The organism is Myxococcus dinghuensis, assembly GCF_024198235.1.
GTDB lineage: Bacteria > Myxococcota > Myxococcia > Myxococcales > Myxococcaceae > Myxococcus > Myxococcus dinghuensis.
The window spans coordinates 99028-114304 of the sequence record NZ_JAKCFB010000031.1; the positions used below are offsets into that span (position 1 = coordinate 99028).

Genomic DNA, 15277 nt, shown 5'->3' on the forward strand with positions numbered 1-15277 from the left:
GGCCGCCCCCCGTCCCGCCCGCCCGCCCGGCGCGGGGCTCGGTCGCCCCCGGGCGACGCCGTCGAGGTCGGGCGGAAAGTTCGTGCTCACAGCATCAGTCGGCGGAGGGGGGGCTGGGGGCCTCAGGCCTGGGCGCCCTGGACGAGCCGCAGCTTCGCCTCCAGCAGCTCCAGGCACTGGCGCATGTGCTTGCGCTTGATGCGGCCCCCGGTCGCCTCGCCCAGGCCGAGCATCTGCTCGGTCAGCCACCGCGAGAGGAACAGCAGCGCGAGCCGGTCGTCGGGCCCGAGCCCCCGCTCCAGGTAGCGCTTGTGGCGCATGTAGTCGTCGTACGCGTCCGTCTCGTGCGAAAGCTCCCAGTGCGTCAGCCGCAGGGCCTCCGTGTAGACGGCGGGCGAGGGGCGGGGACGGACCTCGGTGAACAGGGGCGCGAAGGCGCCGCCGGTGTCCAGGTCCAGCTCCTCGACCGGAGGGGGCCAGCGCTGGAGGTCCTTCGCCAGGAGCTTCGCCACCTCCTCCAGGAGGTGGTCCAGCAGCGCCACGGGCTTCAGGTCGAAGAGATGGTCCCAGCGGGAGGGCATGCCCCTTGTCTACCTCAAGACGCGGAGGAGGGCAGGGGCGCCGCGGGGGGCGTCCTCGCGGGTCCCCCGTCTCCTGCTCCCGCCGGAGGTGCCGCTCAACTCCCGGCGTCGTCCAGCTCCGTCCCCGCGTCGGAAATCCCACCATCCACCCCGCCGTCGCCCGTGCCGCCGTCCGGACGGACTCCCTTGCAGCAGGGCGGGACCTCCTCGAAGTACAGGGCCGCCTGGGAGCAGAAGACGCGGACCTCGCGGAGGTGGGCGCCGCAGCCCGTCACGAAGCGGCCGTCCTCGTCGCAGGTGGGGGCCGCGGCGGTGGCGGGGTCGCACAGCGACAGGTTCACCGCGCACACGGCGCGCGAGCGGTAGAAGCGCGGGTCGCTCCGGCTGCCGGGGACGACGGTGCAGGTGGTGCCCTGCTCGCAGCGCTGGAGGATGGGGCCGGTGGAGCAGGGCCCCACGGCGCAGGCCGTCTCGCAGTTGAGGGCCTCCGAGTCGTCGCAGCGGGGGGCTTCGGCGCAGAGGTCTCCCTGGGAGCAGGCGGAGACGAGGAGGGCGAGCAGGAGCGTGAGCAGGTGGCGCGGCAAGGGGGCCTCGGGCAGGTCAGGTGAAGCGCTCGAGGAAGTTCAGCAGGATTCGAGGCCCGGCGGGAGTGGGACGCAGTCCGGACAGCAGCCGGGGGACGCAGTGGCCCGGGGGCTCGCCGCGCGCCACGGCCTCCGCCTCCAGGCCGTCACACCGGGCCTCGATGACGGCACGCAGGGCCTCCGGGTGGGCCTCCGGATGGAACTGCACGCCGCGTACGTTCGCCCGGAAGGCCAGCGCCTGCGCGTCGGTGTTGGGGTTGCCGGCGAGCACGCGCGCGCTCCCCGGGACCTCGAGGACGATGTCCTCGTGCGTGGCCTGCGCGGCGAAGTGCTCGGGGACGCCGTCGAAGAGGGCATCCGAGCGCCCCGCGTCCGTGAGCGACACGGTGACGGTGCCCGTCTCGCGACCGCGCGGGTTGCGCGCGACGCGTCCACCGTAGGCATGCGCGAGCAACTGGTGGCCGAAGCACACCCCCAGCACCGGCGTCCCGCGCTCGGCCGCGTCCAGCATGAAGTCCGCGGCGCGCAGCATCCACGGCGCCAGCGCCGTCACCGACAGCGGCGAGCCCGTCATCATCACCGCGTCGTAGCCGGCCGCGTCCGCTGGCAGCGGTGCATCCCGATGCACATGCAGGATGTCGAAGCGATAGCCCGACAGTCCAATGGTGCGCAGGAACCACTGCTCATAATCCCCCACCGAAAGACGCACGTGCTCCGCCGCGTCGCCGGCTTTCAGCAACAAGACGTTCTTCACCCGGGAAGGTTGCCGCATCCGGACGCCATTCCTACCCTCTCGTTCCATCCGTGTCCGCTCCTGGCCAGTTCATCCGGAACGCTCCCCAGCTCTCCCGAGGAACCCCCATGCTTGACGCCCGCTCGCTCACTCCACGGCTGCCCGTCCTGCAACTCCTCATCGACGGACAGGGTGTCGACCCCATCGAGGGTGGGACGCTCCCCGTGGTGAATCCCGCCACCGGTGAGAAGGTGTGCGACGTGCCCAGCGCCACCGCCGCGGACGTGGACCGCGCGGTGAAGGCCGCCCGGCGCGCCTTCGAATCCGGTCCGTGGAGTCGCATGTCGGCGCGCGAGCGCGGCAAGCTCATCCGCAAGCTGGCGGACCTCCTGTGGCAGCGCCGCGAGGAGTTCGCGCTCGTCGAGTCGCTCAACAACGGCAAGACGTTCCGCGACGCCATCCGGGGGGACGTCGCGCCCGGCGCGGGCACGCTGGCCTACTTCGCGGACTGGGCGGACAAGATTCACGGCGAGGTGCTCCCCGTGGACGGCCCCTTCCACACGTACGTGCTGAAGGAGCCGGTGGGCGTGGTGGGCGCCATCGTCCCGTGGAACTACCCCACGTGTCTGCTGTGCTGGAAGCTGGGGCCCGCCCTGGCGGCTGGCTGCACGGTGGTCGTGAAGCCGTCGGAGATGACGCCGCTGACCGCGATGAAGCTGGGCGCGCTCGCGCTGGAGGCGGGCTTCCCGCCGGGCGTCCTCAACGTGGTGACGGGCTATGGCGACCCCACGGGCGAGGCGCTCGCCCGCCACCCGGACGTGGACAAGATCTCCTTCACCGGCTCCGGCCGCACCGCGCGCCGGCTGATGCAGGCGTCGGCGGGCAGCAACCTGAAGAAGCTGACGCTGGAGCTGGGCGGCAAGAGCCCGCAGGTGGTCTTCCCCGACGCGGACATGGACCGCGCGGTGGAGGCGTGCTTCTGGGGCATCTTCGGCAACAAGGGGGAGACGTGCAACGCGGGCAGCCGCGTGCTCGTGCACGACGACGCGTACGAGCCCTTCGTGGGGCGGCTGGCGGAGCGCGCGCGCAAGCTGCGCGTGGGCGACCCGTTGGACCCGAGCACGGAGATGGGCGCGCAGGTCAGCCAGCGGCAACTGGAGACCATCCTGGGCTACGTGGAGAGCGGCAAGCAGCAGGGCGCGACGCTGCTGGCGGGCGGCTCGCGCGACACGGAGGGGGCCAAGGAGAAGGGCTACTTCATGCGGCCCACCATCTTCGGCGACGTGCGGCCGGACATGAAGATCGCCCAGGAGGAGATCTTCGGCCCGGTGCTCGCGTGCCTGCGCTTCCGGGACGACGCGCACGCGCTGGAGCTGGCGAACGGCACGCTCTACGGCCTGGCGGCGTCGCTGTGGACGCACGACGTGGCGAAGGCCCACGCGCTGGCGCGCAAGGTCAAGAGCGGCGTGGTGTGGATCAACTGCTTCAACGAGTTCGACGATGCCGCGCCGTTCGGCGGCTACAAGGAGTCCGGCTGGGGCCGCGATTTGTCGCACCACGCGCTGGAGGGCTACCTCCAGACGAAGGCGGTGTGGACGCGGCTGCCGACGGACGGCTGAGGATTTCCGAGCAGAGCGCTTCCCGTCTCACCCAGGAAGGAAGGTCCCGATGCCGACGCGTCCCAAGGCGAAGGTCCTCACGCATCCGGCCGTGGCTCGCAGGGCCCGCGCGAAGGAGCGCGGAGGGGCGGTACGCGGCGCGCCCGGGCGCGAGGCGGCTGGCACCGACACGTTGAAGCGCTGGTTGGACGACCGGGGCGTGAAGAACGTGAAGGTGGCCGCCATCGACGTGGATGGTGTCTGGCGCGGCAAGTACATCTCCGTGGACAAGTTCCTCAGCGCCGCCAAGGGGGGCCTGGGCTTCTGCGACGTCGTCTTCGGCTGGGACCTGGGCGACGAGCTGCTCGACAACACCCAGGTGACGGGGTGGCACACCGGCTATCCGGACGCGCACGCCACGGTGGACCTCGCCACCGGCCGGATGATTCCCTGGGAGCCGGACACCGCGGCCTTCCTGCTGGACTTCGTCAACGCGGACGGCTCGCCGTTCGAGGCGAGTCCCAGGCAACTGCTCCAGAAGGTCGCCGGCCGCGCGCGGGAGCTGGGCTACCTGCCGCGCTTCGGCGCGGAGTACGAGTTCTTCATCTTCAAGGAGCAGCCGCACTCCCTGAAGGAGAAGGGCTTCCACGACCTCACCCCGCTGACGCCGGGCATGTTCGGCTACTCGTGGCTGCGCACGTCGCTCAACGCGCCGCTGGTGCACGCGCTCATCGACGGGTGCAACGGCTTCGGCCTGGACATCGAGGGCTTCCACACGGAGACGGGCCCGGGCGTGTTCGAGGCCGCCATCCGCTACGACGACGTGGAGCGCGCGGCGGACAAGGCGGCGCTGTTCAAGACGGTGGTGAAGGAGATCTGCGCGCGCCACGGCCTCACCGCGTGCTTCATGGCGAAGGTGAACGCCCGGCTGCCGGGGTGCTCCGGCCACGTGCACCAGTCCCTGTGGGACCTGAAGGGCGAGCACAACCTCTTCCACGAGGAGGGCGCTCCCCACGGGATGAGCCAGTTGATGCGCCACTACATCGGCGGGCAACTGGAGCTGATGCCGGAGCTCACCGCGCTCTACTGGCCCACCATCAACAGCTACAAGCGCAGCGTGGAGAACACCTGGGCGCCCACCACCGCGACCTGGGGGCTGGAGAACCGCACCTGCGCGGTGCGTGTCATCGGTGAGAACGCCAAGGCGATGCGCATCGAGTACCGCCAGCTGGGCGCGGACATGAACGCGTACATCGGCATGGCGGCGAGCCTCGCCGCGGGGCTGTGGGGCATCGAGAACGAGGTGGAGCCGCCGCAGGCGTGCAACGCCAACGCGTACGCCAACCGGGACGCGGCGCCATTGCCCCGCAACCTCAAGGAGGCCGTGGCGCTGCTCAAGGACAGCGAGCGCGCCCGCGCGCTCCTGGGAGACGGCTTCGTGGACCACTTCGTGCGCACGCGCGAGTGGGAGGTGCGCCAGTACGAGCGCGCCGTCACCAACTGGGAGCTGGAGCGCTACCTGGAGCTCATCTGAGGAGCCCCGAGCGAGGAGAATCGCGATGAAGCCGTTCGACATCCCCACCGAACCCCGCGTCACCGAGATGGCGTGGCCCACCCGCATCGTCTTCGGCGCGGGGGCGCTCCAACGCCTGCCCGCCCAGGCACAGCGGCTGAAGATGAAGCGCCCGCTGCTCGTCACGGACGCGGGCGTGGTGAAGGCGGGCCTGGCCGCGCGCGTGCTGGAGGTCGTGAAGGCCGCGGGCCTGTCGAGCGCCGTCTTCGACCGCGTGGAGCCCAACCCCACGGAGAAGGACGTCTTCGCGGGGCTGGAGGCCTACCGGAGCCACGACTGTGACGGCATCATCGCGCTGGGCGGTGGCAGCGCGCTGGACGCGGGCAAGCTGGTGCAACTGCTCACGACCCACGAGCCGCCCCTGAGCCGCTATGACGACGCGAAGGGCGGGGACCAGTACGTCCGCGACGACCTGCCGCCGCTCATCGCCATCCCGACCACCGCGGGCACGGGCTCGGAGGTGGGCCGCTCGGGCGTGGTGACGCTGGCGGACACCGGCCGCAAGACGGTCATCTTCAGTCCGCACCTGCTGCCGCGCGCAGCCATCGTGGACCCGGAGCTGACGCTGGGCCTGCCGCCGGGGGTCACCGCGGCCACCGGCATGGACGCCTTCACGCATTGCCTGGAGGCGTACGTGGCCAGCGGCTTCCACCCGCTCGCGGACGCGGTGGCCATCGACGGCATCCACCGCGTGGGGCGCTCGCTGGTGACGGCCGTGCTCGAGGGCTCGGACCTGGCGGCGCGCACGGACATGATGGTCGCGGCGATGCAGGGCGCCATGGCCTTCCAGAAGGGGCTGGGGGCCTGCCACGCGCTGGCGCACGCGCTCACGCCCATCTCCGGCGTACACCATGGGCTCGCCAACGCCGTGGTGCTGCCGGTGGTGATGGAGTTCAACCGGGGTGCGAGCACGGCGAGGCTGGCTCGCGTGGCGGTGGCCCTGGGGGATACCTCCAACGCCCGCGAGGAGGTGCTCGCGAGCAACGCCATCGACCGGGTGCGCAAGCTCAACGCCGCCATCGGCATCCCCGCGCGGCTGCGCGACGTGGGGGTGAAGGAGGAGGACCTGGCGCACATCGCGGACAAGGCCTTCCAGGACGCGTCCCACCTGTGCAACCCGCGCAAGGTGACGGACGCGGACCTGCTGGCCATGGCCCGCGAGGCCTGGTGAGGCCGTGACACGCGCCGGGGAGGCCAAGGGCTTCCCCGGTGATGGGCGACGTCAGCTACCGTCCTCGGATGCGGCGGGCGGCTCGCCGGAGATGCCGCCGTCCTTGAGCACCGGGACGCCGATGTCCTGGGTCGCGATGCCGCCGCCCTCGTCGTTCGCGCCGGCGGAGCCGTCCTCGGGGGTGAACTCGAGCGTCTCCACGAAGACGCGGCCAGGCAGGCGCAGGTCCATGGCGTTGATGCGCTCGTTGGCGCGCAGGTCGTAGAGCTGCTGCGCGACGGGGCCCGCCGGAATCCGGTCGTCGGAGAAGAAGATGTAGACCTTCACCTTCCCTTCCTGGACGGGGACGCGGAAGCTCGTGTGGGCGACGGGCTTGTCCGCGTCGCAGCGGATGGAGCGGTTCTCCCGCGTCAGCGTCAGTTGGCGGATGACGCCCTTCTCCGACACCGTGTAGAGCATGCAGTACGGCAACTGGCCGTCCTGGGGAATCACCTCCATCGTCGCCGGGCCCGTCTTCCGGATCTTCGCGCGTGTGGGCCGGTCGTCCTTGCGTCCTTCGTGACAGCCCGAGCCCAACACCACCATTGCCAACAGCCAGCTCCAGCGCTTCATGTGTCCCTCCGGGGGCCTGGAAGAACCACCGTTCGCACGCCCCAGCCTAGCGCGGCCGCTCGTACCCCGGGGAGAGCGCGGTGTCCCGTTCTCCGACGCCTGTGTCGCGCAACGATTGCCAGTACACATCCCCGCCGGGCGGGGGGCGCTCACGCACGCCCGGTCTGTCTTTCAGGAGGCATGGGGGGCGGTCCCCGCGGCCGACCGTCGATGCGGTCGCCGTGCGAGCAGGCGTGGGCCAGCAGCCCCTCTCCCCATGGCGCGCCCACGAAGGAGCCGCTGACGGACGTGCCTCCTCACGCCAACCTGGCGGTCCCCCGGGCGTGACAGCGGGTGGGGCAGGTGGCGTCGGACGTGGACCCGCCGTCGTCGTCGCGCTGCTGTCCGGGCCCGGAGACCACCGCGGGTTGGGTCGCGCGGCGCCGCTCGCCCCGCGCCGCGCGGACGGCGTGGTCGACTGCGTGTTCGCTGCCCTGCGCCCCCCGGTGCCTCCGGGGAGCGTGGGCCGCGCGGACGTTCAAGGCAGGTTGGTGTTCACGCCGGGGCAGATGCCCGGCTTCATCTCGTCCGCGGTTTGGTGGACCTCCTTGTTGAGCTGCTTCTGGTGCTTGGGGTCCTGCGCCGTGTAGACGATGACGACGCCCTCGGGCGTGTCCTTGATGTGGGCGCTGGAGGGCATGGTGGGCGCGCCCGCGAGGCCACCGCCGCCACGGCCGCTCGTGTCGTCCCCGAGCTGTTCCTCGAGCGGACTGTCGCCCAGGTCCTCGCGCGCGGCCTCCTCGATGGGGGGCTCGTTCTGGACGCGCTGGGTGCTCGCCGCCTGCTGGTTGAGCATCCTCCGGCTGCGCTGCTGCAGGTCCGCGACCTGGGATTCGTCCGCGGTGCTGATGATGAGCGCCACGCCCTCGGGCACATCCTGCGCCCGGGCCTGGGCCCCGGGCACCTTCATGGGACAGTCCACGTCCGCCACGCTCTCCGCGTGGCCCTTCTTGTGTGGGGGCTCGACCTCCTTCCCGGATTGCTCGGGCTTGGAGGACTCGGCGCTGGTGGATACCGGCTCGCTGGTGCCTTGTGGCTGGTTGTTGACCGTCGCGTTCTCTGGCTGGGTGCCGCGCTTGGCGCAGCCGACGCCCATGCAGAGCGCGGCGGAGATGGCGAGAATCGACGGAAGCCTGAACAGTCGCATGTGAGGTCCCCCTTGGGCGTGTGCCCTTCGCGCGGAAGGTGGGCAGGGGACTGGGGCGCTGACAACGCGCTCGCGTCCGGCGTCGGGCCTGGCAGCCCCGCCCCGCTGGCGGTCGGTTCTATCGAGCGGGCGACGTCGCACCAGGCTCCCCGTTCATTGAGCAACAGGCATTGGCCGGAAGTGGTCTCGCAAGCCGGGCCATCTCCGTCAGCATCCGGGAACGAGAGCTGACGGGGGAGGGTGTGTCCATGCGAAGGCTGGCGGTGCTCGACCTGGATGGGACGCTGACGCCAGACGTTCTCGGGGCGCTGTTGATGCGCGAGCTGGTGGCGCGGGGTGTCTGTGATGTCGTCCATGGGCAGCACATGCTGGAGTTGTTGCTGAGCCATCGCGCGGGGCAGCCGGAGGCCGCGAGCACCGCGGCCCACGTCTATCAATCGTTCGGGCGCGCCGTGGAGGGCGTGGCCGTCTCCGCGGTCGAGCGTGTCGCGGAGGCCGTCTGGGCCCGGGCCCGGGGGCGGCTGTTCGCCTTCGTGAAGCCCCTGGTCCGGGAGCTGGAGCGCTCGGGTTTCCTCGTGGCCCTCGTGTCGGGCAGCCCCATGGAGGTGGTGCACCTGGCGGCGTCGGAGCTGGGCGTGGACATCTGTCGGGGCGCGGTGCTCGAGATTCGCCGCAATCGCTACACGGGACGTGTCCTGGAGGCGCCCGGGCTCGAGGGCGCCCGGCGGCGCATCCTCCAGGACCTGGCGGAGCTCCACCAGGTCAGCCTGCCGGAATCGCTCGCCATGGGCTGCGCCGTGGAGGACGCGGAGCTGTTCGAGCAGGTGGGGATCCCCATCGCCTTCGAGCCCGTGGAGGTCCTCGCCCAGCTCGCCATGCGGCACGGTTGGACCGTCGTCCACCGCCAGGACGTCCTTCAGGTCCTGACCGGGCTCAAGGTCTGCGCTGCCCAACGCGTCAACGTCATCCGCTTCGAGTCGTGAGAGGCATTGGTTGCCGGGGAGCCGACGTGTCTGGTCAGACCGCCAGGCTTCACCCCAACCAAGGAACCGTGGATGTTCAGGTGGACGGGAATCATGGCCGCCGCGTTGTCCTTCGTGGTCCTGGCGGCGTGTGGAGCGGACTCAGTCAATCCCTCTCGACCGGAGCCGACGACCTGTCCCGAGGACTGTCAGTACGGCGGTTACTGTGGTGACGGCGTCTGCTCGGGGCCGGAGACCTCCTCCAATTGCAGCCGGGACTGCACCGGAGGCGGGGGCTGCTTCACGTCGGAGCCGTAGGGTCCTTTCGGGGACCTCCTCGTCCGGGGATGTCCGTGCAAGCGGCGACCGGCCCGAGGCTTCAGCGCGCCTCGGGCCGGACGTAGACGACCACCTGCGGCGTCTCGTCCAGGTACAGGCCCATGGTCGGCGTGCGCGTGCCGAAGGCCTGCCACGTGAGGAACTCGTGCTCGCGGAACTCCTGGTGGTACTGGTACGCGACGATGTCCGCCTCGGCGGGGCTGCCCACCGCGCGCAGGTCCTCTCGCAGCATGCCGTTGCGCTGGTAGTCGCGGAACGAGCCGCCGTGGACCTCGTGGAGGAACAGCCGCGCGCCGGGTTTGGCGTGCTCGTTGATCCACGGCAGCACGCCGGTGACGTGGCTGGACCAGAACTGACGCTGCATGCCCAGCGTCGCGGCGCCCGCGGCGCCACCCGCCAGCTCCGAGTAGGCCGCCGTGCCGTAGGGGAAGACGTGCGCCGAGTAGACCAGCGCCGGCGCGAGGAGCACCGCGAACACGGGCGCCGCCACCGCGGGCCACGGCAGTGCGGTCCACCGCGTCTCGAGCCGCTCCCACAGCGCGGCGCAGCCCCGGACCACGGCTTCCCCCGCGAGCAGGCCGAGGAACACCATGGAGGGGAACCAGTGCTTCACGCCGCCGAAGTGCGGCACCTGCGGGTGGCTGATGATGAGGATGGAGGTGACCGCGTTCACCCCCACCAGCGCCTCCGCCAGCGTCACCGGCCGCGTCACCCAGCCGCGCGTGCGCTCGAACTGGCTCAGCGCGACCCGCGCGCCCAGGGCGAGGATGCCCGTCACCATGGGCGCGAAGAGGCTGGTGGGCACGGTGAGCGCCGTCTTCACCAGCACGTAGGTCAGCGGGAAGGGCGGCTCACGCAGCAGCGTCCCCAGGTAGAACCAGGCGTAGTGGTTGTGCTTCGCGTGGAAGGCCAGGTACCAGGCCGTGCGGTCCACGGGGTGGTGCCAGAGATAGGGCCAGTGCAGATAGAAGAGGACGGGGCCGAGCACCGCCATGGCGGCGATGGGCACCAGCGCCCGCGTCACCGGCGCGCTCACCTGCTCGGCGCCCTTGAGCAGCCACGTCCCGCCCGCCGCCAGGCCCACGAACAGCAGCGTGTGCGGACTGAGCAGCAGGAACCCACGCTGGAAGCCGTCCGCGCCGCCGAGCGACAGCACCAGCAGCCCGTAGAACACGGCCACCGCGGCGAACAGGCCCACGAAGCGCAGGAGCCACGCGCGGGCCTCGGCGCTCGCCTCGCTCGCCGTCCACGCGCGCCACAGCGCGAAGGGCGTCAGCACGAAGGGCAGGAACAGGGCGTTGTGCTTGGTGGCCAGCGCCAGCCCGAAGGCCACGCCGCACCACAGGCCCCACTTCACGTCCTCCAGCGCGCGCCAGAAGCAGTACACGACCAGCAGCCAGAACGCCGCCACCGGCACGTCGAAGCACGCCAGCTCCGAGTTGAAGTACTGGCGCGGCACCAGCATGAACGCGAGCGCGGCGAACAGGCCCGCGGTTCGCCCGTACAGCGCGCTGCCGAACAGGAAGCTCAGCGCGGGCACCAACGCGGCCAGGGCGAAGGCCGGCAGCCGGAACGCCGTGGCCGAGCGCATCCAACCCAGCGTGTCGTGGAAGAGCAGGTGGCTCAGCCCGAACAACGTCTTCATCAGCGCCGGGTGCTCGTGGTTGTAGTCCCACCCGCGCACGATGGCCGCGTCCGTCAGCGCCCGCGCGGGCGCATGGAAGAGCTGACGGAACCAGCCCGCATAGCCCTCCGCCGCCGCGAAGTAGACGCTCTCGTCGCGGGTGAAGCCGACCGCGGACTCCGTCAGCCACAGCGCGAGGAAGGCCAGCAGCCACAGGCCCAAGGCCGTCCAGCGCTCGTCCCGCGTGGGTGCCCTGCCCGTCATCGCCTCGTCCCCACCGCTGGCTCCAGCGCCAGCACGTCCAGGCACACCTGCCGCCGGTCCGGGTTCTCCGAGCGCACCCAGACCTTCACCGTCCGCGGCGGGCCCTCCGGCAGCCGCACCTGCGCGGACTGCACGCCCTCGCGGCCGGGAGCAATCGCCACCTCGAGCAGGTTGTCGCCCGTGGCCGCGTCGTCCACGCCCAGGTAGGCCGTCGTCAGCCGCGCCTCCTTCATGTGCGCGAACTCGAAGATGATGCCGCCCTCCAGGCGCAGGTCCACGCCGCCGGGCACGCCGTCCAGCTCCGTCACCAACCGCTGGGCGCCGCCGGGGGCGTGCATCCAGAGGCAGCGGCGCGGCTCGTAGAAGATCTCGTGCCACTCCGGCGCCACGTACAGGTGCGGCGGGCCGGGGCAGCGGTGCGCCTTGCCGTCGAAGCGGCAGGCCTGACGCGCACCACCGGGCTCCTCCAGGTACACGCGCGCCCTGTCGACGGACTCCGTGGCGACGAAGCGGCGCGGCCGGTAGCGCCCGTTCTCGTAGAGCGCCAGCGTCAGCGTGCCCGCGTGGCGCGTCTCGCCCAGGGCGCGGCGCTCGGGGAGGAAGTCCTTCAGGAAGGCGGCCTCGTCGGAGCGGGGCAGCTCCGGCTGGCCCAGCACCCAGACGCGCGGGTGCGCGGACAGGTCGTCGTGGTCCGAGCCCAGGTAGCCGTACACCGGCAGCTCCGGCGGGACGAACAGGCGGGCGCGCTCCGTCCACCAGGGGAACAGGAGCACCGCGTCACCCGGGCGCCCCTCCGCCCTCAGTTGCTCCACCAGCGCGCGGTAGTCCGCCTCGGCCGGCATGCGCGAGGGCTGGCGCAGGTGGAACAGCAGGCACAGGAGCGCGACCAGCAGCAGGCCCCCCAGCTCCAGGAGGGGCAGCGCGCGCGTGAGGCTAGGACTTCGCAAGGCGGATCTTCTGCTCGCTCTTTTCCCGGCAGAAGGTGCAGAAGATGGGCTCACCCTGGGAGAACGACGGCGTCCAGGGCGGGTACATGGAGCAGCGCGGATCCAGGCAGTGGTGCAGCTCCCACAGGTGCCCCAACTGGTGCAGCGCGTGGCGCGCCACCGGCTTGAACCCGACCTCCAGGTCCTTGTGGGGCTGCAGGGTGATGACCGCGCGGTCCTTGCCCTGACGCGCGAAGCCCTGCGTGGGGGCCACGCCGCTGGGCAGCTCGCGCTCCTTCAGCTTGCGCGCGGTGAGCATCAGCACCTTGTCGTCCTGGTAGGCGCGGATGCCCTTCACCTGGTCCAGCAGCTTCTCCGCGTCCAGCGGGTCGCCGAGCCCCGGGGGGACTTCGGCGCTGCCGGAGTGCTCACTGCCCACGCCGAACGCCGTGTAGAGCGTGCGGTTGAGCTTGGCGAGCTGCTTGTCGTCGAAGGGGTCCAGCGTCACGACGCGAATCACGGGGCGTCACCTCGGCGGAAGGGCCCTTTCGTCGTCCAGGGCCCGTCGGTCCAGTTCTCGACGGTCAGTCCTCGGTCTCGGCCGGCTTGGCCTTGGGCGGACGGCCGCGCTTCTTGGGGGCGGCGGGCGCGGCGCCCTCCACCTCGGGGGGCTTCGGCTTGGGCGGACGGCCGCGCTTCTTGGGCGCGGCGGGCTCGGCGCCCTCCGCCTCGGGAGGCTTGGCCTTGGGCGGGCGGCCGCGCTTCTTGGGCGCGGCGGGCTCGCCACCCTCGGCGGGCGCATCCGCCTTGGCCTTGGGCGGGCGGCCGCGCTTCTTGGGCGCGGACTCCTCCGAGGACTCCTTCTCCTCGGACTCCTCGCCGCCCTCCTCGGAGGAGGACTCCTCGTCCGATTCGGAGGCGGGCTCCTCGTCCGAGGGCAGGTCCAGGTCGCCGTCCAGGCCGAGCAGGTCGCCCTCCAGGCCCAGGTCGTCTTCCCCCTCCCGCGCGAACTCGGCGGCGGTGCGCTTGGGGCGCTCGCGGCCGGGCGGGAACAGGACGATGTCGATGGCGTCCTCGGCGTTGACCTCCGCGGTGCCCAGCGCGGCGGAGACCTCCGACACCAGCAGGTGCCGGGCGTTGTCGTACAGCTCGCGCTCCTTGGTGGGCAACGGCCGCAGCTCGCTGAGGACCTGCAGGTCCTTGACGACCTCCGCCAGGCCGAGGATTCCGCCCTGCGTCATGCGGTCCAGGTTGGTGCGCGCGCGCTGCTTCCAGTCCAGGTCGGCCTTGTCGCTGTCCGAGCGCAGGAAGGCGAAGACGGCCTTCACGTCCTCGGGGCCGGCCACCTTGCGCACGCCGATGGCGACCACCTTGGCCTGGGGCACCATGACGACGGCGCCGTCTTCCTCGCGGCGCATCGTGACGAAGACGAGCTTCTGGCCCGCCACTTCCTTCGCGTCGATGGCGGTGACGCGGCAGACTCCCTGGTTCGGATACACGACCCGGTCGCCGACCGCGAGCTGCTGGAGTGACGCGGACCCTTCTGGCATGTCCCCCTCACGGGCAGTTCTTGACGGACGTCAGAGTGGCCCGGGCTTAGCACCGAGTCGCTTCGGACGCCACGAGTTTACCGGTGGGCCGACGCCGTGCGTTCGCCCGTCCGCTGAGCCTCCAAAAGAATGCCCAGCAATTCCTTCTGTCGAGCGTCGAGCGCCGCCTCCACCTCCGCCTGCGTCGGCCCCTCGTCCGAGACCATCCCCGGCCGCGCGTCCACGCGCCCGGACAGGCCCATCGCCGACAGCACCGACAACCCCAACACGGTCACCGCCACCAGCTTCTTCATGGTGAGTCCTCCTTGGCGCCCAGGGTAGGGGGCGGGACCGGAGGATCAACTTTTCGGCAACAGGCCGCTGCACGGCTGTAGCGGCCTATCGCGCCGGCGGGACGGGGGAGGTCGCCCGGGCGGGAGCCTGGCTGCCCGGCGGCCGGACGACGGGGAACACCTCGACCAGGAGGGTGCCGGTGTTGTCGGTGAGGTGGTCGTCGGGGAAGGTGAGCTGGAGCCAGGAGACACCCCGCAGGCGCAGGGGCTGGCCCACCTCGAGCACCGCCAGGCCGCTGGGGGCGGTGTCGCCCGGGTCGCCCGTCCCCATCACCCCGAGCACCCGGCCCACCGGCCCGCCTCCCAGGCCCCGGGTGCGCGCGGGCTCGGCGGTGTAGCGCAGCAGGACGTCGTAGCTGGCGTCGGGGTCGAGCGCGTGGAGGGCGAAGCGGTCCGCGCGCGACAGCCTCACCGCGTGGTGACGCGCGTCCAGGCGCAGGGGCGGGAGGGGCGCGCCGCCCACCTCGCGGACACGGACCTGGATGGCGCCGCGGTTGTCGTCCTGGCGACCATCCACCACGAAGACGTGGAGGACGCGCGTGTGGCGGACCAACTGCTCGTCCGCGCCGAGCACGCCGAACGAGTCGTGCGCGGACAACTGGGCGTCGCCCTCGAGGTAGTAGGCCGCCTCTCCCACGGAGGTCGGTCCCCCCAGCGACATCCGCCCCTCGACGCGGACCATGTACGCGCGCGCGGGGTCCAGCAGCACGCGGGCGGCGGACGAGGTGGGGACGCGGAAGGCATGGCTCACCGCGGACAGCCGGACGCCGTCCACCGGCATGTCGACGTCCTGGACGAGTGGCCCGCCGCGCCCCTTCGCCGCGAGCCCGCTGGCCGTGGAGGTGTTCAGTCGTGGATGGAGCCGCGCGTGGACCGCGAGCGTGGTGCCGTGCTCGGCGCGGACCATCTGGCTCCACGGCACCATCCCGGGGACGACGACCTCCAACAGGTGCTCACCGTCCGCGGACAGGTGGGTGATGAGCGCGGGCGTGGAGGACTCCAGGGTCCGCCCGTCCACGCGGATGGACGCGCCGGGCGGCGAGGAGCTCAACTCGACGGAGAAGGTGCCCTCGCGGCCGAGCATGCTCACCGCCAGCGAGGCCATCACCGCCGCCAGCACGGGCGCGCCCAGCATCACCGCGCGGGGCAGCCGCGAGCCGGCCGCGGGGGGCTCGGCGCGCGCAGCCGGAGGCTCGGAGGGCGGGGGCGGGGCGGTGGGGGGCGGGGGCTCCGTCGTCACCG

16 protein-coding genes are annotated in these 15277 nt (G+C 71.7%); 5 read left to right on the top strand and 11 right to left on the bottom strand.

Features of this window, described 5'->3' with window-relative positions:
• Nucleotides 1–122 precede the first annotated feature (122 nt).
• The 3 genes from LZ198_RS31045 to LZ198_RS31055 all read right to left on the bottom strand — a co-directional run bounded on the left by LZ198_RS31045 (nt 123) and on the right by LZ198_RS31055 (nt 1937).
• Nucleotides 123–581, bottom strand: a complete 459-nt coding sequence (locus LZ198_RS31045) for a hypothetical protein (RefSeq protein WP_253975733.1) — start codon at nt 579–581, stop codon at nt 123–125.
• Nucleotides 582–676: 95 nt separating this feature from the next.
• Nucleotides 677–1165 (bottom strand): hypothetical protein, encoded by a 489-nt coding sequence (locus LZ198_RS31050; protein WP_253975734.1) that lies wholly within the window; start codon nt 1163–1165, stop codon nt 677–679.
• Nucleotides 1166–1181: 16 nt separating this feature from the next.
• Nucleotides 1182–1937, bottom strand: coding sequence for a glutamine amidotransferase (locus tag LZ198_RS31055; RefSeq protein WP_253975735.1), 756 nt, complete (start codon nt 1935–1937; stop codon nt 1182–1184).
• A gap of 89 nt (nt 1938–2026) precedes the next feature.
• Between LZ198_RS31055 and LZ198_RS31060 the strand changes: the two genes are divergently transcribed.
• The 3 genes from LZ198_RS31060 to LZ198_RS31070 are packed head-to-tail and all read left to right on the top strand — an operon-like array spanning nt 2027 to nt 6240.
• On the top strand, nt 2027–3517 hold the full coding sequence (locus LZ198_RS31060; protein ID WP_253975736.1) for an aldehyde dehydrogenase family protein: 1491 nt from the start codon (nt 2027–2029) through the stop codon (nt 3515–3517).
• A gap of 49 nt (nt 3518–3566) precedes the next feature.
• Nucleotides 3567–5030, top strand: coding sequence for a glutamine synthetase family protein (locus LZ198_RS31065; RefSeq protein WP_253975737.1), 1464 nt, complete (start codon nt 3567–3569; stop codon nt 5028–5030).
• Nucleotides 5031–5055: 25 nt separating this feature from the next.
• Nucleotides 5056–6240, top strand: a complete 1185-nt coding sequence (locus LZ198_RS31070; protein ID WP_253975738.1) for an iron-containing alcohol dehydrogenase — start codon at nt 5056–5058, stop codon at nt 6238–6240.
• 51 nt (nt 6241–6291) lie between these two features.
• Here the strand turns inward: LZ198_RS31070 and LZ198_RS31075 are convergent, their stop codons facing one another.
• The gene (locus LZ198_RS31075) at nt 6292–6852 is read right to left on the bottom strand and encodes a hypothetical protein (RefSeq protein ID WP_253975739.1); all 561 of its coding nucleotides are present in this window, start codon (nt 6850–6852) and stop codon (nt 6292–6294) included.
• A gap of 517 nt (nt 6853–7369) precedes the next feature.
• On the bottom strand, nt 7370–8038 hold the full coding sequence (locus tag LZ198_RS31080; RefSeq protein ID WP_253975740.1) for a hypothetical protein: 669 nt from the start codon (nt 8036–8038) through the stop codon (nt 7370–7372).
• A 248-nt stretch (nt 8039–8286) separates the two neighbouring features.
• On the opposite strand from LZ198_RS31080, the gene LZ198_RS31085 reads away from it, so the two are divergent.
• Nucleotides 8287–9021, top strand: a complete 735-nt coding sequence (locus tag LZ198_RS31085) for an HAD family hydrolase (protein ID WP_253975741.1) — start codon at nt 8287–8289, stop codon at nt 9019–9021.
• A 72-nt stretch (nt 9022–9093) separates the two neighbouring features.
• A complete protein-coding gene (locus LZ198_RS31090; RefSeq protein WP_253975742.1) occupies nt 9094–9318 on the top strand; it encodes a hypothetical protein in 225 nt (74 codons plus the stop codon).
• Between the two features lie 61 nt (nt 9319–9379).
• Here LZ198_RS31090 and LZ198_RS31095 read toward each other — a convergent pair whose 3' ends face one another.
• The 6 genes from LZ198_RS31095 to LZ198_RS31120 all read right to left on the bottom strand — a co-directional run.
• Complete coding sequence (locus LZ198_RS31095; RefSeq protein WP_253975743.1) at nt 9380–11227, bottom strand: glycosyltransferase family 39 protein; 1848 nt, start codon at nt 11225–11227, stop codon at nt 9380–9382.
• Nucleotides 11224–12174 (bottom strand): hypothetical protein, encoded by a 951-nt coding sequence (locus LZ198_RS31100; protein ID WP_253975744.1) that lies wholly within the window; start codon nt 12172–12174, stop codon nt 11224–11226. Before LZ198_RS31100 ends, LZ198_RS31095 begins: the two co-directional genes overlap by 4 nt.
• The gene (locus LZ198_RS31105; protein ID WP_253975745.1) at nt 12161–12673 is read right to left on the bottom strand and encodes a hypothetical protein; all 513 of its coding nucleotides are present in this window, start codon (nt 12671–12673) and stop codon (nt 12161–12163) included. The genes LZ198_RS31100 and LZ198_RS31105 overlap by 14 nt, the downstream gene beginning before the upstream one ends.
• Before the next feature lie 64 nt (nt 12674–12737).
• A complete protein-coding gene (locus LZ198_RS31110) occupies nt 12738–13703 on the bottom strand; it encodes a CarD family transcriptional regulator (RefSeq protein ID WP_253975746.1) in 966 nt (321 codons plus the stop codon).
• Nucleotides 13704–13780: 77 nt separating this feature from the next.
• Nucleotides 13781–13996 carry a hypothetical protein gene (locus LZ198_RS31115; RefSeq protein WP_253975747.1) on the bottom strand — a complete coding sequence of 72 codons (216 nt, stop codon included), beginning with the start codon at nt 13994–13996 and terminating at the stop codon, nt 13781–13783.
• 85 nt (nt 13997–14081) lie between these two features.
• Nucleotides 14082–15277 (bottom strand): PEGA domain-containing protein (locus LZ198_RS31120; RefSeq protein ID WP_253975748.1); only part of this gene is annotated, 1196 nt, incomplete at its 5' end.